This window comes from Pigmentiphaga daeguensis (genome assembly GCF_039523035.1).
GTDB classification, from domain to species: Bacteria; Pseudomonadota; Gammaproteobacteria; order Burkholderiales; family Burkholderiaceae_B; genus Pigmentiphaga; species Pigmentiphaga daeguensis.
On record NZ_BAAAEN010000008.1, the window covers coordinates 66192 to 89192 of the forward strand.

Annotated in this window: 23 protein-coding genes; 15 read left to right on the top strand and 8 right to left on the bottom strand. The window is 68.2% G+C overall.

Annotated elements, in window-relative coordinates; genetic code table 11:
- Positions 1–157 precede the first annotated feature (157 nt).
- The 4 genes from ABD104_RS12375 to ABD104_RS12390 are packed head-to-tail and all read left to right on the top strand — an operon-like array spanning position 158 to position 3617.
- The gene (locus ABD104_RS12375; protein ID WP_087839425.1) at positions 158–772 is read left to right on the top strand and encodes a biliverdin-producing heme oxygenase; all 615 of its coding nucleotides are present in this window, start codon (positions 158–160) and stop codon (positions 770–772) included.
- Positions 773–785: 13 nt separating this feature from the next.
- Positions 786–1679: a heme/hemin ABC transporter substrate-binding protein gene (locus tag ABD104_RS12380; protein ID WP_243724560.1), complete on the top strand. Its 894-nt coding sequence runs from the start codon at positions 786–788 to the stop codon at positions 1677–1679.
- A gap of 13 nt (positions 1680–1692) precedes the next feature.
- Positions 1693–2799 carry a FecCD family ABC transporter permease gene (locus tag ABD104_RS12385; protein WP_087839427.1) on the top strand — a complete coding sequence of 369 codons (1107 nt, stop codon included), beginning with the start codon at positions 1693–1695 and terminating at the stop codon, positions 2797–2799.
- Positions 2796–3617, top strand: a complete 822-nt coding sequence (locus ABD104_RS12390) for a heme ABC transporter ATP-binding protein (RefSeq protein WP_207958656.1) — start codon at positions 2796–2798, stop codon at positions 3615–3617. The genes ABD104_RS12385 and ABD104_RS12390 overlap by 4 nt, the downstream gene beginning before the upstream one ends.
- A gap of 11 nt (positions 3618–3628) precedes the next feature.
- Here the strand turns inward: ABD104_RS12390 and ABD104_RS12395 are convergent, their stop codons facing one another.
- Positions 3629–5257 carry an electron transfer flavoprotein-ubiquinone oxidoreductase gene (locus ABD104_RS12395; RefSeq protein ID WP_087839546.1) on the bottom strand — a complete coding sequence of 543 codons (1629 nt, stop codon included), beginning with the start codon at positions 5255–5257 and terminating at the stop codon, positions 3629–3631.
- A gap of 159 nt (positions 5258–5416) precedes the next feature.
- On the opposite strand from ABD104_RS12395, the gene ABD104_RS12400 reads away from it, so the two are divergent.
- The 7 genes from ABD104_RS12400 (at position 5417) to ftsB (ending at position 11941) form a co-directional block, all read left to right on the top strand.
- Positions 5417–6109, top strand: coding sequence for a CoA transferase subunit A (locus ABD104_RS12400; protein ID WP_124689058.1), 693 nt, complete (start codon positions 5417–5419; stop codon positions 6107–6109).
- Positions 6110–6155: 46 nt separating this feature from the next.
- Positions 6156–6818: a 3-oxoacid CoA-transferase subunit B gene (locus ABD104_RS12405; RefSeq protein WP_087839429.1), complete on the top strand. Its 663-nt coding sequence runs from the start codon at positions 6156–6158 to the stop codon at positions 6816–6818.
- A complete protein-coding gene (locus ABD104_RS12410) occupies positions 6802–7476 on the top strand; it encodes a Rossmann-fold NAD(P)-binding domain-containing protein (RefSeq protein ID WP_132980019.1) in 675 nt (224 codons plus the stop codon). The genes ABD104_RS12405 and ABD104_RS12410 overlap by 17 nt, the downstream gene beginning before the upstream one ends.
- Positions 7477–7675: 199 nt before the next feature.
- Positions 7676–9334, top strand: coding sequence for a CTP synthase (gene pyrG, locus ABD104_RS12415; protein WP_087839431.1), 1659 nt, complete (start codon positions 7676–7678; stop codon positions 9332–9334).
- A gap of 16 nt (positions 9335–9350) precedes the next feature.
- A complete protein-coding gene (gene kdsA / locus ABD104_RS12420; protein ID WP_087839432.1) occupies positions 9351–10238 on the top strand; it encodes a 3-deoxy-8-phosphooctulonate synthase in 888 nt (295 codons plus the stop codon).
- A gap of 22 nt (positions 10239–10260) precedes the next feature.
- Positions 10261–11544, top strand: a complete 1284-nt coding sequence (eno, locus tag ABD104_RS12425) for a phosphopyruvate hydratase (protein ID WP_087839433.1) — start codon at positions 10261–10263, stop codon at positions 11542–11544.
- A gap of 49 nt (positions 11545–11593) precedes the next feature.
- Entirely contained in the window at positions 11594–11941 is a 348-nt protein-coding gene (gene ftsB, locus ABD104_RS12430) for a cell division protein FtsB (protein ID WP_087839434.1), read from the top strand.
- A gap of 64 nt (positions 11942–12005) precedes the next feature.
- On the opposite strand, the gene ABD104_RS12435 is transcribed toward ftsB, so the two are convergent.
- Positions 12006–12710, bottom strand: a complete 705-nt coding sequence (locus ABD104_RS12435) for a TadE/TadG family type IV pilus assembly protein (protein WP_087839435.1) — start codon at positions 12708–12710, stop codon at positions 12006–12008.
- A gap of 96 nt (positions 12711–12806) precedes the next feature.
- On the bottom strand, positions 12807–13739 hold the full coding sequence (gene hslO / locus ABD104_RS12440; protein WP_087839436.1) for an Hsp33 family molecular chaperone HslO: 933 nt from the start codon (positions 13737–13739) through the stop codon (positions 12807–12809).
- Positions 13740–13797: 58 nt separating this feature from the next.
- Between hslO and ABD104_RS12445 the strand changes: the two genes are divergently transcribed.
- On the top strand, positions 13798–14634 hold the full coding sequence (locus ABD104_RS12445) for a ferritin-like domain-containing protein (RefSeq protein ID WP_420495164.1): 837 nt from the start codon (positions 13798–13800) through the stop codon (positions 14632–14634).
- Here the strand turns inward: ABD104_RS12445 and ABD104_RS12450 are convergent.
- Positions 14564–16252, bottom strand: a complete 1689-nt coding sequence (locus ABD104_RS12450; RefSeq protein WP_087839438.1) for an acetate--CoA ligase — start codon at positions 16250–16252, stop codon at positions 14564–14566. The genes ABD104_RS12445 and ABD104_RS12450 overlap by 71 nt on opposite strands.
- Before the next feature lie 286 nt (positions 16253–16538).
- On the opposite strand from ABD104_RS12450, the gene ABD104_RS12455 reads away from it, so the two are divergent.
- The 3 genes from ABD104_RS12455 to greB are packed head-to-tail and all read left to right on the top strand — an operon-like array spanning position 16539 to position 18768.
- The gene (locus tag ABD104_RS12455) at positions 16539–17354 is read left to right on the top strand and encodes an alpha/beta fold hydrolase (RefSeq protein WP_254914617.1); all 816 of its coding nucleotides are present in this window, start codon (positions 16539–16541) and stop codon (positions 17352–17354) included.
- Positions 17355–17356: 2 nt separating this feature from the next.
- Positions 17357–18199 carry a 3',5'-nucleoside bisphosphate phosphatase gene (locus ABD104_RS12460; protein ID WP_087839440.1) on the top strand — a complete coding sequence of 281 codons (843 nt, stop codon included), beginning with the start codon at positions 17357–17359 and terminating at the stop codon, positions 18197–18199.
- Positions 18200–18204: 5 nt separating this feature from the next.
- Complete coding sequence (gene greB / locus ABD104_RS12465) at positions 18205–18768, top strand: transcription elongation factor GreB (RefSeq protein WP_087839441.1); 564 nt, start codon at positions 18205–18207, stop codon at positions 18766–18768.
- 8 nt (positions 18769–18776) lie between these two features.
- Here the strand turns inward: greB and ABD104_RS12470 are convergent, their stop codons facing one another.
- The 4 genes from ABD104_RS12470 to ABD104_RS12485 form a co-directional block, all read right to left on the bottom strand.
- Positions 18777–21035, bottom strand: coding sequence for a RelA/SpoT family protein (locus tag ABD104_RS12470; RefSeq protein ID WP_087839442.1), 2259 nt, complete (start codon positions 21033–21035; stop codon positions 18777–18779).
- A 93-nt stretch (positions 21036–21128) separates the two neighbouring features.
- Positions 21129–21332, bottom strand: coding sequence for a DNA-directed RNA polymerase subunit omega (gene rpoZ / locus ABD104_RS12475; protein WP_087839443.1), 204 nt, complete (start codon positions 21330–21332; stop codon positions 21129–21131).
- Between the two features lie 35 nt (positions 21333–21367).
- Positions 21368–22009, bottom strand: a complete 642-nt coding sequence (gene gmk, locus ABD104_RS12480) for a guanylate kinase (RefSeq protein WP_087839444.1) — start codon at positions 22007–22009, stop codon at positions 21368–21370.
- A 171-nt stretch (positions 22010–22180) separates the two neighbouring features.
- The gene (locus tag ABD104_RS12485) at positions 22181–22867 is read right to left on the bottom strand and encodes an MlaC/ttg2D family ABC transporter substrate-binding protein (protein WP_338618650.1); all 687 of its coding nucleotides are present in this window, start codon (positions 22865–22867) and stop codon (positions 22181–22183) included.
- Positions 22868–23001 lie beyond the last annotated feature (134 nt).

The following is a 23001-nucleotide window of genomic DNA, read 5'->3' on the forward strand; positions in this document are numbered from 1 at the left end:
CCCGAATACCGTGTGCCGGAGTCACAATTGCTTTGCGTGGGAAGAGGGAATGCGGGGGAAGGGGACGCGCGGGACGAGACAGACGCCGGCCGAGCAGGCATAATTCGATGTAATTGAGATCGATTCTCCTTTGCATTTCCGTCCGAGGTATCCATCCATGTCGCTCCAAAGCGCCTCTCCGTCGTCGCTGGCCCTTCGCCTGAAAACCGAAACCGCTCCCTTGCACGAGAAACTCGACAAGCTCGTGATGTCGCTCAAGCCATTCGACAACCGGGAGAACTACGGCCGCTTCGTCGCCGCCCAGTATCTTTTCCAGCGCGACATCGAGCCGCTGTACGACGACAGCGCCTACGCGGCGCTGATCCCGGACCTGGCGACGCGGCCGCGGCTCGCGGCGGCCCAGGCCGATCTGCGGGACCTGGGCCAGGCCGTGCCCGAGGCCGCCGAGGCGCCGCAAGGCCAGGGCATGGCATTGCCCGAGGGCCTGGGCTGGCTGTACGTGTCCGAGGGCTCCAAGCTGGGCGCGGCCTTCCTGCTCAAGGAGGCGGGCCAGCGGCTGGGGCTGGACGAGAACTTCGGCGCCCGCAACCTCGCGGCGCCGTCCGACGGACGCGGGGCGGCGTGGAAGCGCTTCGTCCAGGCGCTGGACGGCAGCGGCCTGTCCGCGGGCGAGCAGGACCGGGTGGTGGCCGGGGCCGGCGCGGCCTTCGAGCGCTTCGCGGTGCTGCTGGCGCGCAGCTATGATCTGAAGGGCGAGCCGTCGCTCGCGTGAGGGAATGATGTCGATGTCCACAATGACGCAGCGCCGCCGGTCTTTGCTGGCGGCGCTGCCGGCCGGTCTCCTGCTGGGAGCCCTGGCTCCGGCGCGCGCCGCCCAGCCGCGGGCCCAGGGGCCGCGCGTGGTGTCGGTGGGAGCCGGCGTGACCGAGATCGTCTACGCGCTGGGTGGCCAACCCCAATTGTTGGCGGTCGATACCAGCAGCCTCTATCCGCCCCAGGCCCTGGCGCTGCCCAAGGTCGGCTACCAGCGCACGCTGTCGGCCGAGGGCGTGCTGTCACTGGGGCCGCAGGTGCTGCTGGCAGGGCAGGAAGCGGGGCCGCCTGCCGTGCTCAGGCAGATCGAGTCGGCGGGGGTCAGGGTGGTGCACGTCGACGGCGACTACACCTTCGAAGGCGTGCTGGGACGCATCGGTACCGTGGCGGCCGCGCTGGGCCGGCAGGCCGAGGGCAAGGCGCTGGCCGACAGGCTGGCGCTGCGCTGGCAGGCATTGCAGGCGCGCATCGCGGCCGCCCCGCTGCGCGGGCCGGGCGGCCGGCCGCTGCGCGTGGCGTGCCTGATGCGGCATGGCGCCAATACCATGGCGGCCGGCCGGGACACGGGCGCCGACGCGATGCTCAGGCTGGTGGGCGCGGTCAACGTGTTCGGCGGCGACTTCGCCAACTACAAGCCGCTGTCGGCCGAGTCGCTGGCCGGCGCGGCGCCCGATGCCATCGTCGGCACCTTCGACGGCACCCAGGAGCCGGATGCCCGGGCGCGGCTGCTGGCCACGCCGGGCCTGGCGATGACGCCCGCCGGCAGGAACCAGCGCGCGGTCCTGATCGATATCGTGCTGCTGCTGGGATTCGGTCCGCGCCTGCCGCAGGCGGTCGAGGACCTGTATGGCGCGCTGCGCGCATGAGGGCGGTGCGGCAATGACTGTTTCCCGCGTGGAGACCGCCGCGCCGCCGTCGGGCTGGGCCCGCGCGCGTGCGGGCCGCATGCCGGCCGCCTGGCTGTTCCCGGTCCTGGCCGCGCTGCTGGTGGCGCTGGTGGTGGTGGCCGCCGGCCGTGGCGCCTATCCCATCTCGGCGTCCAACGTGCTGGCCATCCTGCTGCACAAGGCGGGCCTGGCCCAGGGCGGGTTCGAGCCCCAGCAGATGGGCGTGCTGTGGACCATACGCCTGCCGCGCGTGATGCTGGGCGTGGCGGTGGGCGCGCTGTTGGGCATGGCGGGGGCGACGCTGCAAGGCCTGTTCCGCAATCCGCTGGCCGACCCGGGCCTGATCGGGGTATCCAGCGGCGCGGCGCTGGCGGTCGCGCTGGCCATCGTGTTCGGCAACCTGTGGTGGCCCGCGCTGGCCCAGGCGATGGGACTGGCGCTGTTGCCGGTCGCCGCCTTCGCCGGGGGCGTGCTGACCACCTTGCTGGTCTACCGGATCGGCCGCACGTCGCTGGGCGTATCCGTGGCCGCCATGCTGCTGGCGGGGATCGCCATGAACGCCATTGCCATGGCGCTCATTGGGCTGGCCAGCTACATGGCGACCGACGAGCAACTGCGCAACCTGACCTTCTGGAACCTGGGCAGCCTGGCGCCCGCCACCTGGCCCATCGTGGGCGTGGTGTCGCTGGTCGGCGCCGTGGCGCTGGCGGGCATGTGGCGGCTGCGCCTCGGACTCAACGCGATGGCGCTGGGCGAGGCCGAGGCCCGCCACCTGGGCGTGGCCGTGGAAAGCCTGAAGGCGCTGGCGGTGGTGTTCAGCGCGCTGGCGGTGGGCATGGCGGTGGCCTTCTGCGGCATCATCGGCTTCCTGGGCCTGGTCGCGCCCCACTGCATACGCCTGATGGCGGGCCCGGACGCGCGCGTCGTGCTGCCCGGCGCCGCGCTGCTGGGCGCCGCGTTGACGGTGGCCGCCGACCTGGTCGCCCGCCTGATCATCGCGCCGGCCGAACTGCCCATAGGCGTGCTGACCGCGCTGATCGGGGCGCCGTTCTTCCTGTTCCTGCTGCTGCGGGCCAAGGGCAGGATGTTCGAAGGATGACGAACATGCTGGAAGTGCGTTCATTGACGGTCGCGCGTCGCCAGGCCGGCCAGCCGCATCCGCGCGTGGTGCTCGACGGCATCGATTGCGCCGTGGGCGAAGGCGAGATCGTGATGCTGATCGGCCCGAACGGGGCAGGGAAGTCCACGCTGCTGTCGACCATGGCGGGCGACCTGGGGCCGGCAGCGGGCGAGGTGTTGTTCAAGGGACGGCCGCTGCGGCAGTGGGCGGCCGGCGAGCTGGCCCGGCAGCGGGCGGTGCTGCCCCAGCGGGCCGGGCTGAGCCTGCCGTTTACGGTCGACGAGGTCGTGCACCTGGGATGCCTGGCGCGCACCGAGCCGCGCAGGCGGCTCGAAGGCATCGTCCGCGCGGCGCTGGAGGCGGCCGGGGTGACGCACCTGGCCCAGCGGCCCATGCCGGCGCTGTCGGGCGGAGAGCAGGCGCGCGTGCACCTGGCCCGGGTCCTGGCGCAGATCTGGCCCGGCGAAACCGGCTCGGGCACCGGAAGGCTATTGCTGCTGGACGAGCCGTGCGCCAGCCTGGATCCGCATCACCAGCACTCGGTGTGCACGGCGATCCGCGATTTCGCGCATCGCACCGGCGCGGCGGTGATCGTGACCATGCACGACATGAACCTGGCGGCGCAGTATGCCGACCGCATCGTGGCGCTGTGGGAAGGGCGGGTGCTGGCCGACGGCGAGCCGCGCGCGGTGCTGACGCGCGACTTCGTGCGCCGGTGCTTCGCCGTCGACGCGGCGCACTGGCTGGCGGACGAGGACTTCCTGGTGGCGACCCGGCCGCTGCACGGCCCGGCCTGAGGCCGCCGCCATCACATCTCGTTGTAGACCGGCCCTTCGCCCCCCTGCGGCGTCACCCACACGATGTTCTGCGTGGGGTCCTTGATGTCGCAGGTCTTGCAGTGGACGCAGTTCTGGGCGTTGATCTGCAGGCGTTCGATGCCGGCGTCGTCCTTCACGAATTCGTAGACGCCGGCCGGGCAGTAGCGGCTTTCCGGGCCGGCATAGCGCGCGAGGTTGACGTCGACCGGAACCGAGGGGTCCTTGAGCGTCAGGTGGATGGGCTCGTTTTCCTCATGGTTGGTGTTCGAGATGAACACCGAACCCAGCCGGTCGAAGGTCAGCTTGCCATCGGGCTTGGGATATTCGATGCGCGGGCATTCCGCGGCGGGCTTCAGGTAGACGTGGTCGGGCTTGTCGCGATGCAGCGTCCAGGGAAAGTTGCCGCGCAGCAGCCACTGTTCGATGCCGGTCATCAGCGTGCCGACCGTGCGGCCCTTCTTGAACCACTGCTTGAAGTTGCGCGACTTGTTCAGTTCCTCGTGCAGCCAGGAGGCCTCGAAGGCGGCCGGATAGCTGGCCAGCTCGTCGTGGCTGCGGCCCGCCTCGATGGCCTCGAACGCGGCCTCGGCCGCCAGCATGCCGCTCTTGATGGCCGCGTGGCTGCCCTTGATGCGCGAGGCGTTCAGGAAACCGGCCTCGCAGCCGACCAGCGCGCCGCCCGGGAAGGCCAGGCGGGGCAGGGACAGCAGGCCGCCGGCGGTGATGGAGCGCGCGCCGTAGGCGATGCGCTTGCCGCCTTCCAGGAAGCCGCGGATGGCGGGATGGGTCTTGAAGCGCTGGAACTCCTCGAAGGGCGACAGCCACGGGTTGCTGTAGTCCAGGCCCACGATCAGGCCGATGGCGACCTTGTTGTCCTCGAGGTGGTACAGGAACGAGCCGCCGTAGGTATCGGCGTCCAGCGGCCAGCCGGCGGTATGGATGACCAGCCCGGGCTGGTGCCTGGCGGGGTCGATCTCCCAGAGTTCCTTGATGCCGATGCCGTAGCTTTGCGGGTCCTTGCCGGCATCGAGCTTGAGCTTCTCGTTCAGCTGGCGGCCCAGGTGGCCGCGCGAGCCTTCGGCGAAGACCGTGTAGCGGGCATGCAGCTCCATGCCCGGCTGGTACTGGTCGGTGGGCTGGCCGTCCCGACCCACGCCCATGTCGCCCGTGGCCACGCCCTTGACCGAGCCGTCCTCGTTGTAGAGGATCTCGGCGGCGGCAAAGCCGGGGAAGAGGTCCACGCCCAGGGCCTCGGCCTGCTCGCCCAGCCAGCGGGCCACCTTGCCCAGGCTGACCACGTAGTTGCCTTCGTTGTGGAAACAGGCAGGCAGCAGCCAGCCCGGCGTGGCGCGGGCGCCGGTCTCGGACAGGAACAGGAAGCGGTCTTCGCTGACCGGGGTGTTCAGCGGCGCGCCCTTGGCCTTCCAGTCGGGGATCAGCTCGGTCAGCGCGCGCGGGTCCATGACGGCCCCGGACAGGATGTGGGCGCCGATCTCGCTGCCTTTCTCCAGTATGCAGACTCCGATTTCGCGGCCTTTCTCGGCAGCAAGCTGCTTGAGGCGGATCGCGGTGGCCAGGCCGGCCGGCCCGCCCCCGACGATGACCACGTCGTATTCCATCGACTCGCGTTCGTTGCCTTGCATGTACAGGGTTCCTCCGGGTGGGGTGGGGGTGCGGAACCGGCGGTGTCGCCGCTAAGCTAAGATAGTTGGAAGTATCATCCCCGATTGTATTTCAAGCGATCACGGCCGTTGGCCACCACGTTAGCGAGGAAGACGATGAACAAGGTCTATGCCAGCGCCCGGGAGGCGCTAGCGGACATCGTGCGGGACGGGCAGACCCTGGCGGTCGGCGGTTTCGGCCTGTGCGGCATACCCGAAGCCCTGATCGCGGCGCTGCGCGACACCGGTGTCAAGAACCTGACCTGCATCAGCAACAACGCGGGCATCGATGGCGCCGGACTCGGCCTGCTGCTGGAAACGCGGCAGATCCGCAAGATGATTTCCTCGTACGTCGGCGAAAACAAGGAGTTCGAGCGCCAGTACCTGGCGGGCGAGCTGGAAGTGGAGTTCACGCCGCAGGGCACGCTGGCCGAGAAGCTGCGCGCCGGCGGCGCCGGCATCCCGGCCTTCTTCACCGCCACGGGCGTGGGCACCCAGGTGGCCGAAGGCAAGGAAATCCGCGAGTTCGACGGCAAGAAATACGTCATGGAACGCTCGCTGGTGCCCGACGTGGCGCTGGTCAAGGCCCTGGTGGCCGACAAGAGCGGCAACCTGATCTTCAACAAGACCGCCCGCAACTTCAACCCCAACGCCGCGATGGCCGGCAAGGTCACGGTGGCCGAGGTCGAGCGCATCGTCGAGAACGGCGAGCTGGATCCGGACCACATCCACCTGCCCGGTATCTATGTGCACCGCCTGGTCCTGAACGCGACCCCGGAAAAGCGCATAGAACAACGGACGGTAAGGTAGCCGGATCCACGGCGCTCTGGGTCGACGGATATCAAGGAGAGATGACATGGCATGGACTCGCGATGAGATGGCCGCGCGGGCGGCGCGTGAGTTGCAGGATGGTTTCTACGTGAACCTGGGCATCGGGCTGCCGACGCTGGTGGCCAATCACGTGCCCGAGGGGCTGGAGGTCTGGCTGCAGTCCGAGAACGGGCTGCTGGGCATCGGGCCGTTTCCCACCGAGGACGAGGTCGATCCCGACCTGATCAACGCCGGCAAGCAGACGGTGACCACATTGCCGGGTTCGTCCATCTTCTCGTCGTCGGACTCGTTCGGCATGATCCGCGGCGGCAAGATCAACCTGGCCATCCTGGGGGCGATGCAGGTGTCCGAGCAGGGCGACCTGGCCAACTGGATGATCCCGGGCAAGATGATCAAGGGCATGGGCGGCGCCATGGACCTCGTGGCCGGCGTCGGGCGGGTGGTGATCCTGATGGAGCACGTGGCCCGCAAGAAGGACGGCACGGTGGACCTGAAGATCCTGCCGGCGTGCACGCTGCCGCTGACCGGCGTGGGCGTGGTGGACCGCATCATCACCGACCTGGCGGTGCTGGACGTCACGCCGCAGGGGCTCAGGCTGGTCGAACTGGCGCCCGGCGTCACGGTGCAGGAAGTGGTCGAGAAGACCGCGGCCAAGCTGGATACCTCCGCCGTTGCCGCGTCGGTCTGAGTGGGGCGGGACGGCCCGGCGGGCCGTCCTGAGCGTGGTGTTGTCGGCCCTGGCCGCTTCCGCGCACGCCGAGGCTGGCGGGCCTTACATCCCGGCGGCGCTGGCCATTCCCGCCGTCGCCTCGCGGCCCGAGGCCTTCGTTCCGGACGGATTCACGCTCGAGCGCGAAGTGCAAGGGGACCTCGGCCTGGACGGGCAGGGCGTCGCGCAGGTCTACCGCAACGCCGAAGGGCGGCGGGCGCTGCTGATCGGGGCTAGAAGCCCCCAGGGTTTCCAGGCCACGGGCTGGGGCTTCGTCCTGCCGTGCGCCACCTGCGGCGTGGACCTGCCCGCCGACCGCAATCTGGAGCTGGCCATACGCCAGCAGCGCGTCGTCGTCACGGACCGCAGCGTCTCCAAGGCGGAAGAGATATCCACCTCGGCCGAACTGACCCTGTCCTACGACCGCGCCGCGCGCCGCTGGTGGCTGCAATCGCTGCGCCAACTGACCCTGTTCGCCCGCACCGGCCGCGCCGAAGAGTCGCGCGTGGACTACGAAACCGGCACCACCCGCGACGCCGTCGGCCGCTACGACGGCCAGGTCTTCTTCGCCGAAACCTCCCAGACCGGCACCCTCGAAGGCGACCGCCCCGCCCTGGATACGCTCGTGTTGTATTAGGGGTAGACCCAGGGCGCCGCGGATCCGGCTCCGCCGGTCCGCCAGCGCCGCCCCCTGGGGGGCGCGCGTAAGCGCGTAGGGGGGGCTCTATGTCTTTTTGTCGCCAAAGGTTACCCGTGTCCGGATCGCGGGCTTTCGCAACTCCCGCTATAATTCCAATTTCCCGCAAGCGCTCGGCAAAAACCGGGCGCCATTGGCAATGACCAAGTACGTATTCGTTACCGGTGGCGTGGTGTCTTCCCTGGGGAAAGGCATTGCCGCCGCGTCTCTGGCCGCTATCCTCGAATCGCGCGGCCTCAAAGTCACCCTCCTCAAGCTCGATCCCTACATCAACGTTGATCCCGGCACGATGAGCCCGTTCCAGCACGGCGAGGTCTTCGTCACGGAAGACGGCGCCGAGACCGACCTGGACCTGGGCCACTACGAGCGCTTCATCTCGGCGCGCATGCGCAAGGTGAACAACTTCACCACCGGCCAGATCTACGAATCGGTGCTGCGCAAGGAACGCCGGGGCGACTACCTGGGCAAGACCGTGCAGGTCATCCCCCACATCACCAACGAGATCCAGGATTTCATCGCGCGCGGCGCGTCGGCGGCCTGGGATGGCGAGACCGACGTCGCCATCGTCGAGATCGGCGGCACGGTGGGCGACATCGAGTCGCTGCCCTTCCTGGAAGCCGCCCGCCAGATGAGCCTGCGCCTGGGGCGCGGCGGCGCGGCCTTCGTGCACCTGACGCTGGTGCCCTTCATCGCCTCGGCCGGCGAACTCAAGACCAAGCCCACGCAGCATTCGGTGCAGAAGCTGCGCGAGATCGGCATCTACCCGCATGCGCTGCTGTGCCGTGCCGACCGCCCCATCCCGGACGACGAGCGCGCCAAGATCTCGATGTTCTCGAACGTGCCGCTGGACGCGGTCATCTCGGTCTGGGACGTCGACTCCATCTACAAGATCCCCGCCATGCTGCACAAGCAGGGGCTGGATGAGTTGGTCTGCGAAACGCTGGGGTTGCAGCCCGAGCCGGCCGACCTGTCCATGTGGGATCAACTGGTCCATGCCCGCGAGAACCCCGAGGGCGAGGTCCACATCGCGATGGTCGGCAAGTACGTCGACCTGACCGAGTCGTACAAGTCGTTGACCGAAGCGCTGGTGCACGCCGGCATCCATACCCGCTGCAAGGTGGTGGTCGACTACATCGACTCCGAGGAGATAGAGAGCGAAGGCGTGGGCAAGCTGAGCAAGTTCGATGCGATCCTGGTGCCCGGCGGCTTCGGCAAGCGCGGGACCGAGGGCAAGATCCAGGCGATCCGCTATGCCCGCGAGAACGGCGTGCCCTACCTGGGCATCTGCCTGGGCATGCAGCTTGCGGTCATCGAGTTCGCCCGCCACGTGGCCGGCCTGGTCGGCGCCAACAGCACGGAATTCGATCCGGACACCCTGCATCCCGTGGTCGCGCTGATCACCGAGTGGATGGACCGCGAGGGCCGCGTCGAGCGCCGTTCCAACACGTCCGACCTGGGCGGCACCATGCGCAAGGGTGCGCAGCGCTGCCCGGTCAAGGCCGGCACCATGGCGCACGACATCTACGGCGACGAGGTGAACGAGCGCCACCGCCACCGCTACGAGGTGAACAACGTGTACGTGCCCAAGCTGGAAGAGGCCGGCATGGTCATCAGCGCGCGCACGCCCACCGAGAGCCTGCCGGAAATGATGGAATTGCCCAATCATCCGTGGTTCATGGGCGTGCAGTTCCACCCCGAATTCACGTCCACGCCGCGCGACGGCCATCCGTTGTTCTCGGCCTACATCCGCGCGGCGCGCAAGCACAAGCTGCAGCGCGTGGCGGCGGAGCAGGGCTGAGCGCCTGGAGGTCACCATGAGCCAAGACCCGCACGCCTCGACCCGCAGCTACCCGATCTGCGGCTTCGAGATCGGCCTCGCCAGGCCGTTCTTCCTGATCGCCGGACCCTGCGTGATCGAATCGCAGCAAATGGCGATCGACACGGCCGGCGTCCTGAAGGAGCTGACCGGCAAGCTCGGCATCCCCTTCATCTACAAGAGTTCGTTCGACAAGGCCAACCGCAGCTCGAGCAAGTCGTTCCGCGGCATGGGCATGGATTTCGGGCTGAAGGTGCTGTCCGAGGTGAAGGCCCAGGTGGGCGTGCCGGTGCTGACCGACGTGCATGAAACCGAACAGGCCCGTCCCGTGGCCGACGTGGTGGACATGCTGCAGACGCCGGCTTTCCTGTGCCGGCAGACCGATTTCATCCGCGCCTGCGCCGCCACGCTCAAGCCCGTCAACATCAAGAAGGGCCAGTTCCTGGCGCCGCACGACATGGTCAATGTCGTGGCCAAGGCCCGCGAAGCCGCCATCGAGGCCGGCGGCGACGGCGGCAACATCCTGGTCTGCGAACGCGGTGCATCGTTTGGCTACAACAATCTCGTGTCGGACATGCGCTCGCTCGCTATCATGCGCGAGACGGATTGCCCCGTCGTGTTCGACGCCACGCATTCGGTGCAACTGCCCGGCGGGCAGGGCACGACGTCCGGCGGGCAGCGCGAATTCGTGCCGGTGCTGGCGCGGGCGGCGGTGGCCGTGGGCGTGTCGGGCCTGTTCATGGAAACGCACCCGGATCCGGCGCATGCCAAGTCCGACGGGCCCAACGCCGTGCCGCTGGCGCGCATGGGCGACCTGCTGGCATCGCTGATAGAACTCGACCGCGTGACCAAGCGTCACGGGTTCCTCGAAAACGATTTCCAATAACTTTTCTAGAGACTGGACTCCTATGAGCGCAATCGTAGACATCATCGGGCGCGAGATCATCGACTCCCGCGGCAATCCCACCGTGGAGTGCGACGTGCTGCTGGAATCGGGCGCGATGGGCCGCGCCGCCGTGCCGTCGGGCGCGTCCACCGGCGCGCGCGAAGCCATCGAGCTGCGCGACGGCGACAAGTCGCGCTACCTGGGCAAGGGCGTGCTCAAGGCCGTCGAGAACGTCAACACCGAGATCGCCGAAGCGCTGATGGGCCTGGATGCGCAGGAGCAGGCGTTCCTGGACCGCACGCTGATCGAACTGGACGGCACCGAGAACAAGGAGCGCCTGGGCGCCAACGCCATGCTGGCCGTCAGCATGGCCGTGGCCAAGGCCGCCGCCGAGGAATGCAGCCTGCCCCTGTACCGCTACTTCGGCGGCAGCGGCGCGATGAGCATGCCCGTCCCGATGATGAACGTCATCAACGGGGGCGCGCACGCCAACAACAACCTCGACATGCAGGAATTCATGATCCTGCCGGTGGGCGCCAGCAGCTTCCGCGAATCGCTGCGCATGGGCGCCGAGGTGTTCCACGCGCTGAAGAAACTCATCCATGACAAGGGCATGTCCACCGCGGTGGGCGACGAGGGCGGCTTCGCTCCCAACGTCGAGAACCACGAGGCGGCCATCCAGCTCGTGCTGCAGGCCATCGAGAAGGCCGGCTACGAGCCCGGCAGCCAGATCGCCCTGGGCCTGGACTGCGCCAGCTCGGAATTCTTCCGCGACGGCAAGTACCACCTGGAAGGCGAGGGCGTGACCCTGAGCGCCCAGGAACTGACCCACATGCTGGCCACCTGGTGCGACAAGTACCCCATCGTCTCGATCGAGGACGGCATGGCCGAGAACGACTGGGACGGCTGGAAGTACCTGACCGAGCAACTGGGCAAGAAGGTGCAACTGGTGGGCGACGACCTGTTCGTCACCAACACCAGCATCCTCAAGCGCGGCATCGAGCAGCGCATCGCCAACTCGATCCTGATCAAGATCAACCAGATCGGCACGTTGACGGAGACTTTCGCGGCGATCGAGATGGCCAAGCGTGCCGGCTACACGGCCGTGGTGTCGCATCGCTCGGGCGAGACCGAGGATACGACCATCGCCGACATCGCCGTCGCCACCAACGCGCTGCAGATCAAGACCGGCTCGATGTCGCGCTCGGACCGCATGGCCAAGTACAACCAGCTGCTGCGGATCGAGGAAGACCTGGGCGACGTCGCCCACTACCCCGGCCGCGAGGCTTTCTACAACCTGCGCTGATGCGCGCGGCCGCGCCGCCTTGTGCGGCGCGGTCCACGGAAGAGCCTCCATGCGCCTGCTCACGCTGATAATCGCCCTGTTGCTGGTGCTGATCCAGTATCCGCTCTGGCTGGGCAAGGGCGGTTGGTTGCGCACCTGGGAACTCGAGCGCCAGCTCGACGCCCAGCGCCATACCAATGACGAGCTGCGCACGCGCAACGTCGCGCTCGACGCCGAAGTGCGCGACCTGAAGAGCGGGACCGACGCCATCGAGGAGCGGGCCCGCTACGAGCTCGGCATGCTGCGCCAGAACGAGGCCTTCGTGCAGATCGTCGACACCCCGCCGGCCGGCACCGTGCCGGCCAGCGCCGCCCAGCCGGCCGCCCGGCCGGCGGCTTCCACACCCGACCGGCGCTGACGCCAGGGACCATTCACAGGGCCCATTCCCGGCCTGTGCGAGCGGCCTTTAGCGGGAACAGACCCTACGGCGCCAGGATGTCCCGGTTCCTGCCGTGCTCGCGTGCCGCCGACTGCATGGGCATGGCGATCTCGCGGCGTATCACCAGCAGCCCCGCGGCGCGGGCCCGCCTGACGTAATCATCGGTTTCCGAAGCGTTCGCCAGCGACCGCAGCAGCGCGCGCATGCCCGGCAGGTAGGGGGCGTGCAGGTAGGTCAGCCGGAGCACGAGCGTATTCGCGTCGAACAGCGTCTGGCCCGAGCGTGGGCCGATGCCGCCGCGGTAGCGCGAAAAGTAGACGGTGTCGTGGTGCAGGCGCTGATAGTCGTAGTCGAGTTCGCGCGGTCCCGCCGCGCGTCCGGCCGGGAAGTCCTGGAAGCTGGCGGCAGTCGGGCTGAGTTGTTCGATCCGCGCCATCGGCAGGCCATGATGGCGGGCCCAGCCCGCCATGCGTGCCCTTGCCGCGGCCGACTGGTCGCCCGGACTGGCCAGGGCGGGGGTGCCCAAGGCGGGGGACAGGGCGCGTTCGAAAGCCTGGGCCATGGCGGCCGGATCGGCATGCGCCGCCGTTCCGGCCCGGGCGGCCTCGAACAGGGCATAGCCGACGGCCTGGCGTGTCAGCAGCCAGCGGCCCGTTTCGAAGGCCCCCAGGCCCGTCAATAGCAGGGGGATGGCGACGACCGTGAATTCGGCCATGGCGGCGCCGCGCTGGGAAAGCAGGGAAGGCATGGGCGGAGGGTCATTGCGGGCCCTCCAGCGTGCCTGCGCGCGGCCGGCACGTCGATTGTGGGAACCACGGCGGACCGCCGCCGCCTGGTTCCGGCTCTAGTGCCGGGCCTCGCTCTGGTGCCGCACCTTGGCCGACGCGTTGGCGAACAGTTCCGCGCAGTCGACCGGATCGAACTCGAAGCTCTTCACGCAGTAGTCGCAGTTGATCTGGACGCGGCCCTGCTCGGCCAGGATGTCGTCGATTTCCTCCTTGCCCAGGCGCAGCAGCACGTCGGCCACTTTTTCGCGCGAGCAGGTGCAGCGGTACGACACGCCCGCCGGCTCGAAGGTGCGCAGGGTCTCCTGCCAGTACAGGCGCCGGATCAGCGCGTCGGGCGTCAGCGTCAGCAATTCCTCGGACTTGATCGTCTCGGCCAGGATCTGCGCGCGTTCCCAGGTGTCTTCCGCGACCGAGGCCGGCGCGGGGTCGGTCGTCGTCTTGCCGCCCTGGCGGGGCAACTGTTGCAGCAGCACGCCGGCGGCGCAGCCGGTGTCGGCGGCGAGCCAGATGCGCGTCTGCAACTGCTCGGAGGCCAGCATGTAGTGTTCCAGCGCCTGGGCCACCGATTCGCCCTGCAGGGCGACGATGCCCTGGTAGGGTTGTTGGCCGGGCAGGCGGTCCTGCGGATCCAGCACCACCGAGAAGCGGCCGCCGCCGTGGGGGTTCAGCAGGCTCTGGAACGTGCCGTCGTCAGGTACCGCGTGGCCTTCGCGCAGCTTGACGGTCGCCCGCATGCCCAGGTCGGCGTGGCATTCCACGACGACCAGGCCGATGGGGCCGTCGCCCTGCAATTGCAGCACCACGGTGCCGTTGAACTTGATGTTGGCGGCCAGCAGCGCGCTGGCCGCGACGAGTTCGCCGAGCAGCTTCTGGATGGCGGGCGGATAGTCGTGCCGTGCCTGGATTTCCCTCCAGGTATCGCGTATGGACACGACTTCGGCCCGGACCGTCTGGTCCTCGAACAGGTATTTCTTGAGTTGGTCGGACAAGACGGCTTCCTCGGAAAAAAATGGGGCAGCAGCGGGCGCCTGGACCGGCCATTCTACAATGCACCCCATGACTGCTGAATTGGAACTGCGGCAGGCCGCCTGCGCGCTGCTGGTCCTGGATGATCCCGCCGGGAAGGCCGCCGGCACCCGCGAATTGGCAGCCACGCCTGTATATGTGGACGCCGGCCGCGTCTTGCAAGAGCCCGTGGGAGTGCCCGGCCGGCCGGCGCGGCCGCCGCTGGTGTCGCCGCGCGACGTGCCGGGACGGGGAGTGGCCTCGGTCGAGGCGCGGGCGGCGCTGCTGCACGCACTGGCCCACATCGAGTTCAACGCGATCAACCTCGCGCTGGATGCGGTCTGGCGTTTCGCCGGCATGCCGGACGAGTACTACCTGGACTGGCTCAAGGTCGCCGGCGAGGAAGCCCTGCATTTCTCGCTGCTGGCCGACCACCTGCGCATCCTGGGCCACGCCTACGGCGATTTTCCGGCCCACGACGGGCTATGGCAGATGGCCGAGCGGACCCGGCTCGATCCGCTGGCCCGGATGGCGCTGGTGCCGCGCACGCTGGAAGCCCGGGGCCTGGACGTGAGCCCGGCGATACGGGCCAAGCTGGCGGGGGCCGGGGACGAGGCGGCGGCCGGCATCCTGGACATCATCCTGCGCGACGAGATCGGCCACGTGGCCATCGGCAATCGCTGGTACCGGTATCTGTGCGAGCGCGAGGGCGTCGATCCCGTGGACCATTACGCGGTGCTGGCCCGGCGCCATGACGCGCCGGGGCAGTTCGGGCCGTTCAATCTTCCCGCCCGCCGGGCGGCCGGCTTCACGGAAGCGGAGCTGCGCTCGCTGGAGCAGTCGGCCATTTCCGGCCGCGATCGTCCTCGATCTGCCTGAGCGCCTGGCGCCGGATCTTGCCGGACGGCGTCAGCGGCAGGGCTTCGACGAATTCGATGTCCTTGGGCGCGCCGTCCGTGCCCAACTGGCCGCAGGCATGCGCCAGCAGGGCCTCCCGCAGGGCTGCCTCGCGGGCGGCCTTGTCCTGTTCCGGCACAGCCTGGGCGACGACATAGGCCTTGATGCCGCTGCCATCCGGCGTCGGCACGACCACCGCCTCGGCCACGTCGGGGTGCCGGGTCAGACAGTCCTCGATCGGTCCCGGCGCGACCAGGCGGTTGCCCAGCTGGAACATCTCGTCCAGGCGTCCCACGTACCACAGGTAGCCGTCGGCATCCTGCCGGGCAAGGTCGCCCGTGCGGTGCCAGGTGCCGCTGACCGGGCGCCCGGTTTCCTCGCCCCGCCAGTAGCCGGCGAAGAAGGAAGGATCGGGATGGCCGTGGATGTCGTAGCGATTGACGGCGATCTCGCCGTGTTCTCCGGTGGCGACCGGCCGGCCCAGCGCGTCGACGATGGCGATCTGGTGGCCGGGGTAGGGCTTGCCCAGGCTGCCCGCCCGGGCGGGCCATTTCTGGCTGCTTTGGCCGATGATCGTGCCGATCTCGACCTGGCTGAAGGTTTCGTTGGGTTCGATCCCCAGCGCGGCCCTGCATTGTTCGAACAGCGCCGCGCCGAGCGAGGTATCGGTGGCCGTGATGGCGCGCAGGGCCAGCCGATGGCGTTCCGCGGGGCGCGGCACGGCCTTGAGCAGCCGCCGCAGGTCGCGGGTGGTAAGGGCGACGTTGGTGACGCGGTAGCGTTCCAGCAGGGCGAACGTGGCTTCGGGATCCGGCGGCCGGCGCATACCCACCATCGGCTGGCCGAAATACAGGCCCGGCAGGACCGCGCCGAACAGGCCGTGGGGGCTGCCCCATTCGGATGCCGTCCACAGGACGTCGGCAGGCTGGGGAAACCAGTTCTGGGCGGCCACGAAGCCGGGCAGGTTGCCTATCAGGGTGGCATGGGGCAGGACCACGCCCTTGGGCACGCTGCCCGCGCCCGCCGTATAAAGCAGCAGCGCGGGGTCCGAGGCCGAGGTGGGATGCATGTCGAAGGCGCTTTCCTGGCGAGCGAGCAGCGTGCGCCAGGAAAGGACCCGCTCGTCGTCCAGGTCGATGCCGACCGTCTGGCGCAGCAGGGGGCAATGCTCGGTGGCCGGCAGCAGTGCCGCGGCCGCGGCGCCGTCGACGATGGCGATCCGGGCTTCGCTGTCGCGCAGCCGCTGTTCGTAGGTCTGGGCGTTCAGCGCGACCGACAGCGGAACGGTGATGGCGCCCATCTGGTAGACGGCGATATGGGCGACGATGGCTTCGGGGCGCTGGGGCAGGGCGATGGCCACGCGGTCGCCGCGTTGCACGCCCATGCGGCGCAGGCCATTGGAGAAACGGTTGGCGTATTCGTGCAGGCGGCCGTAGGTCCAGACTTCGCGCCGTCCTTCGGCATCTTCCGCGTAGATCGCGATGCGGCGGGCATCGGCGCTGGTGACGGTCCAGCGGCGGCAGCAGACATCGGCGATGTTCAGGCGTTGCGGGACCCACCAACGGAACGTGGTGTAGAGTGCCTGGTACTGGTCTTCCATAACCCTCCGCTGGATTCAGGATCTGGTCCGGCCAGGTCGGCGGACGGGGTTTGCTGCGTTATATGGCAATCATTACTGACCTGACCGATAACCGCAATGGCTTTGGTGCTGCCGGCGCAGGAGCAGGGCACCACTCCGGCCCGCGTTTTTCGCGGGTTTTCCCTCAATTTCCCCTAATTGTCGATAAATGATCATGTACGAGCCGCTAGTCGCCCCGCGATCGGAGTATCTGGAAGTTCGGGGTTTGCGTCACCATTTTCGTCATTGGGGCGACAATGGCGCCCCGTTGCTGCTGGCCCTTCACGGCTGGATGGACTCGTCGGCTTCGTTCCAGTTCGTGGCCGACCGGCTGGCTCGCAGGTTCCATATCGTGGCGCCAGACTGGCGCGGCTTCGGCAGGACGCAATGGGGTGGGGGAGATTCCTACGAGGTGGGCGAATACCTGGGCGATCTCGACGCTTTTTGCCGTCATCTTTCGCCTTCCGGCCCGCTTTTGCTGCTGGGACACAGCATGGGCGGCAACATGGCGATGCTGTATGCCGGCGTGCGCCCCGACCGGGTGGCGGCAGTGGTCAACCTGGAAGGGCTGGGCCTGGCGGCGCAGCCGGCCGAGGCGGCGCCGGGCAGGCTGCGCCAGTGGTTGGACCAGATCGCGGCCGGCGCGCGGCTGGCGGACTACGACAGTCCGCAAACCTACGCCCAGCGCCTGATGCGGGACAATCCCGGGCTGGACGCCGGTAAAGCGCTTTTCCTGGCCCGCGAGAACGGCTGCCCCGACGGGGAACGGTGGCGGCTGCGCGCCGATCCCGCCCACAAGATCGTCAATCGCGTTCTTTATCGGCTGGAGGAGGTGCTGGCCTGCTGGCGCGGGATCGCGGCGCCGGTGCTGTGGGTCGAGGCGGCAGACAGCGCCGTCCGCGCCAGGGCTTGGGCCGAACCGGGCTACGAGGACAGGCTGGCCTGCGTTGCTTCGCTGCAACGGGCGCTGGTGGAGGATGCCGGCCACATGCTGCATCAGGAGCGTCCGGACGAGGTGGCGCAACTCGTAGCAGATTTCCTGGCGCGGGCGGCGACGGTGCCGGACGGCCGTCCTACAATGTGAACATGGAACCCGCCCTGAACGTCGATCTGCACTGCCACTCCCAGGTGTCGGACGGCATGCTGCCGCCGGCCGGCCTGGCGGCGCGTGCACGCCGCAACGGCGTCGACGTGCTGGCGCTGACAGACCACGACGAGGTCGGCGGACTGCACGAGGCCGCGGCGGCCTCGCGGGAACTGGGGATGCGCTTCGTCCCGGGGGTGGAAATCTCGGTCACCTGGGCCGGCGAAACGGTCCACATCGTGGGCCTGGGCGTCGATCCCGATGACGCGGTCCTGGTCGAGGGGCTGCGCGACACCCGTTCCGGCCGCGAGCGCCGCGCCCGCGAAATGGCGGCGCAACTGGCAGCGGTCGGCATCCCGGGCGCCTTCGAGGGGGCGCTGGTCCATGTCGGCAACCCGCAACTCATCAGCCGCACCCATTTCGCGCGTTTCCTGGTCGAGCGCGGCGTGTGCAAGGACGTGGGCGAGGTCTTCCAGAACTACCTGGTGGAAGGCAAGCCCGGCTACGTGCCCATGCGCTGGGCCACGCTGCCCGATGCCGTGGGGTGGATACGAGGCGCCGGCGGCGTGGCTGCCATCGCCCACCCGGGCCGCTATCCCTACACGCCGCTGCAGTTCCATGCGCTGTACGACGAATTCCTGCAACTGGGCGGAGTCGGCATCGAGGTCGTCACCGGCAGCCATACGCCCGACCAATACCGCGAGTACGCCGAGGTCGCCGTGCGCTACGGCTTCCTGGCTTCGCGCGGCTCGGATTTCCACGGTCCCGAGGAAAGCCGGGTAGACCTGGGCTGCCTGCCGCCCCTGCCCGCGCACCTGACGCCCATCTGGCACGACTGGTTTTGAGCTCCATGAACAAGGCTTTTGTCAAAGAATCCGAGGGCCAGGAGGACGACGACCTGCCCGAGCACCTGGCCCTGCCGGCCGGGGTACGCAATTACATGACGCCCGACGGCTACGCGCGCCTGCGCGGGGAACTGGTCCACCTGATGAACGTGGAGCGGCCGTCCGTGGTCCAGATCGTGTCGTGGGCCGCGTCCAATGGCGACCGATCCGAGAATGGGGACTATCTGTACGGCAAGAAGCGCCTGCGCGAGATCGATCGCCGCATGCGCTTCCTGACCCGCCGCCTGGACATCGCCGAAGTGGTGGACACCTCCGCGCAGCCCAATCGTGACCAGGTGTTCTTCGGCGCCACGGTCACCTACATGGACCGCGCCGGCGAGGAGCACACCGTGACCATCGTGGGCGTGGACGAGGCCGAACCGCTGCAAGGGCGGATCAGCTGGATCTCGCCCGTGGCGCGCGCCCTGATCAAGGCGCGCGAAGGCGACACGGTCGTGCTGCGCACGCCGTCGGGTGTGGATGAACTGGAAATCCTGGAAGTGCGCTATCCCGATCCGGCGCCGCAGTAGCGGGCCGGTCAGCCCTTGACGCGGATGATGCGCTGGACCTGCGGCACGCGCCGAAGGTGGCGGATGACCTGGGCCAGGTGCTGCCGGCTTTCCACCTGGATGGTGAAGTGCACCGCCACGGTGGACGACGCCTCGTCCTGCATGGAGACGTGGGTGATGTTGGCGTCCGAGGCCGAGATCTCGGCCGCCACGCGGCCCAGCACTCCGCGCTCCTGGCGCAGCACGACATCGATGCGGACGTTGAAGTGGCGCGAGGTCTGGTCGTCCCAGGCGACGTCCAGCCACCGTTCCGGTTCGCGGGCGCGCTGGCGCCGGGCATTGGGGCAGTCTTCGGTGTGGACCACCAGGCCGTGGCCCAGGCGCACGTAGGCGACGATGGCATCCCCGGGGATGGGCGTGCAGCAGGGCGCCAGCTGCACGGCCAGGCCTTCGTTGCCCTGGATGCGTATGGGCGAGGCGGTGCCCTGTTCCGTGTAGCGTTCCACCTGCTCGGCGGTGGTCGAGATGGGATCGCCCTCGGGCATGAAGCGGCGCGCAACCACCGCAGCGAGCCGTTTGCCCAGCCCGATGTCGGCCAGGATCTCGTCGCGCGAGCGCGCGCCGCTGCCGCGCGCCAGCTTGTCCCAGATCGGGTCGGTGCTGTCCGGCATCGGCATGTTCATGGATTTCAGCGCCTGGCCCAGCAGACGTTCGCCGAAGCTGACGGATTCCTCGTACTTGACCGTGCGCAGGTAGTGGCGGATTTCCGAGCGCGCCTTGCCGGTGCGCACGAAGTTCAGCCACTGGGCGTTGGGGCGGGAATGCTCGGCGGTGACGATCTCGACCGCATCGCCGCTCTTGAGCTCGGTGCGCAGCGGCACGAACTCGCCGTTGACCTTGGCGGCCACCGTCTGGTTGCCCACGTCGGTGTGGATGCTGTAGGCGAAATCGATGGGCGTGGCGCCGCGCGGCAGCGAAATGATCTTGCCGCGGGGCGTGAAGACGTAGACCGCATCGGGGAAGAGGTCCACCTTGACGTGTTCGAGGAACTCGCTGCTGTCCCCGGTCTGGCGCTGGATGTCCAGCAGCGATTGCAGCCACTGGTGAGTGCGCTTTTGCAGGTCGTTCAGGTCGACGTCGGAGGTCTTGTACAGCCAGTGCGCCGCCACGCCGCTCTCGGCCACCTGGTTCATGTCGCGCGTGCGGATCTGGAACTCGACCGGCGTCCCGTAGGGGCCCACCAGCGTCGTGTGCAGCGACTGGTAGCCGTTGACCTTGGGAATGGCGATGTAGTCCTTGAACTTGCCCGGCACCGGCCGGAACAGCTGGTGCAGCGTGCCCAGCGCCAGATAGCACTCGGGCTGCGAATTGACCACGATGCGAAAGCCGTAGATGTCCAGCACTTCCGAGAACGATTTCTTCTGCTCCAGCATCTTGGTGTAGATGCCGTACAGGTTCTTCTCGCGGCCGTTGACCTCGGCCTCGATACCGGCGGCGGGCAGCGCCGCGCGCACGGCTTCCTGGATCTTGCCCACCAGTTCGCGGCGGTTGCCGCGCGCGGCCAGCACCGCCTTGCGCAGCACCATGTAGCGGTGGTGATACATCGCCTCGAAGCAGAGTTCCTGCAGTTCGCGGTAGATGATGTTCAGCCCCAGGCGGTGGGCGATGGGCGAATAGATCTCCAGCGTTTCGCGCGCCACGCGGCGGCGTTTCTCGTGGCTGACGGCGCCCAGCGTGCGCATGTTGTGCAGCCGGTCGGCCAGCTTGATCAGGATGACGCGTACGTCGCGCGCCATGGCCAGCAGCATCTTGCGGAAGCTCTCGGCCTGCTGCTCGGCCTTGCTGGCGAACTCCAGCCGGTCCAGCTTGGACAGTCCGTCGACCAGGTCGGCGACCTCGGTGCCGAAGCGTTCGATCAGCTCCTGCTTGGTGACCCCCTGGTCTTCCATGACGTCGTGGAGCAGGGCGGCCATCAGCGCCGCCGCATCCAGCTTCCAGGCGGCGCAGATTTCGGTGACGGCGATGGGGTGCGAGATGTAGGGCTCGCCACTGGCGCGGAACTGGCCCAGGTGCGCTTCGTCGGAGAAACGGTAGGCTTCGCGCACCCGGCGGACGTCTTCCGGGCTCAGGTACTGCGAAATGGTTTCGGCCAGCGGGGCGAACGACACGCCGGCGGGGGCCGGCGCCGGACCGGCTGAGGCAAGCGCCTGTGCGCCGGCGGCGGCAGCAACTGCTGTCGGTGTCCCGGAATTGCTTCCGGGACGCGAGGAAGAGACTGGAAATCCCATGGTCGCCTCAGGAGGAGCGTCCCCGGGAGGACCGGGCCGCTCCGGGCATCGCCGGCATACGTGCCGGCGGCAAGACCATCATGGTCTTGTCAATCAGGTGGGGACCTTTTTCAGCATTTCCACTCCGGTCACCCCGGAAGCGACCTCTCGCAGCGCGGTCACGGTCGGCTTGTCCTTGCTATCGAGCTTGGGGGCGTGGCCCTGGGCCAATTGCCGGGCGCGATAGGTCGCCACGAGGGTCAGTTTGAACCGGTTCGGAATTTGCTTCAAGCAGTCTTCTACGGTGATACGTGCCATGAGGGTCCCTGAAAGCTGTGCGTACTGGACGCGAATCAAAGCGGTGCGGAAGTTTGCGGAATGCCCAGTTGCGAAAACAGGCTGGCATGCCGGGCTGCCTGAGAACGAAAACGCAGCCTGGCGGCGGTAACGATCGTCGTCATGTCGGCCAAGGCTGCGCTAAAGTCTTGATTAATAATAACATATTCGAATTCGGGGGCATGCGCGAACTCGCCCCCCGCCGCCAGCAGCCGCCGCGCGATCACGTGGGGCTCGTCCTGGCCGCGTTCGTGCAGCCGCGTTTCCAGGGCTTCGATGGACGGTGGAAGAATGAAGATGCCTATGGCTTCGGGGAACTTGGCGCGCACCTGGCGGGCTCCCTGCCAGTCGATTTCCAGCAGGACGTCGTTGCCCGCCTCGGTCTGGCGCTCGATCCAGCTGCGCGGCGTGCCGTAGAAATTCCCGTGTACCTCGGCCCATTCGAGCAGGTCGTCGTCGCGCTGCATCTTCTCGAAGGCGGGCACGTTGACGAAGTGGTATTCCTTGCCGTCGGTCTCGCCCGGCCGGGGCGGGCGGGTAGTGCAGGAAATGGACAAGCGGATTTCGGGTCTGGCCTTGAGCAGGGCGTTGACCAGGCTGGACTTGCCGGCGCCGCTGGGCGCGACGACCATGAAGACGTTACCGGCGCGTGGAGGCATGAATCAGTGCGGCAAACAAAAAAATATTATATCCCCCCCCGCCCTTGGGGGACGCAAGAATACGGCGCTCCGCACCGAGACAGCCCCACAGAGACCCAGGATGCGGTGGATCCGGCTCCGCCGGTCCACCCGCATCGCCCCCTGGGGGGCGCCCGTAAGGGCGTAGGGGGGTTATCTACCCGTACTCATTTTTTGGTTGTTGGTCTGCAGCGCCTTGATGATGGCGTCCACGCCGCCCTGCGAGCCGATGGAGGCGAACTGGTCGCGATAGTTCTGGATGAACCAGACGCCCATGACGTTCAGGTCGTAGATCTTCCAGCCCTGGGCGCTTTTCTCCAGCCGGTAGTCGACCGGGATGGGGTCGCGCTGTCCGTCGGTGACCGTGGTGCGCACGACGACGTCGGTGGCGTTGGGCTCGGCGCGGAAGGGGCGCATGTCGACGCGGGCCTGCGGGGTGATGGCGGAGACCGACCCGCCGTAGGTGCGCACCAGCATGTTGCGGAATTCCTTCACGAGCGAGCTGCGCTGCTCGGGCGTGGCCTGGCGCCAATAGCGGCCCACCGCCAGCCGGGTGGTCTTCTCGAAGTCCACGTAGGGCAGGATCAGTTCGTCGATCGCCTGGTTGATCTTCTCGGGCGAGCCGGATTTCAGCTCCTGGTCCTTGCGGATGCGGTCCAGCACGTTGTTGGCAGCCTTCTGGATGATCACGTTGGGCGGGTCCTGCGGGTCGGGCGCCTGCGCGCGGGCCTGGCCGGCGGCGAAGAAGGCGAGGGCCAGCGCGGTGGCCCAGCAGGCGAGCCAGGCCAGGCGGTGGCGGATCGGGGCGAGGGCTTGGGGGGCGGGGCGCGAGTCGAGCATGGAATCTCCCTGGACGGACGGCGGCCGGAGGCCGTCGGTATGTATTGGAGGGTATATCACGTCCGGTGTTCCGGACGACTGAAACAGAATGCTGCGAAGGCCGGGGGCGGCGGATGGCGCCGTGTCGCTGTGCT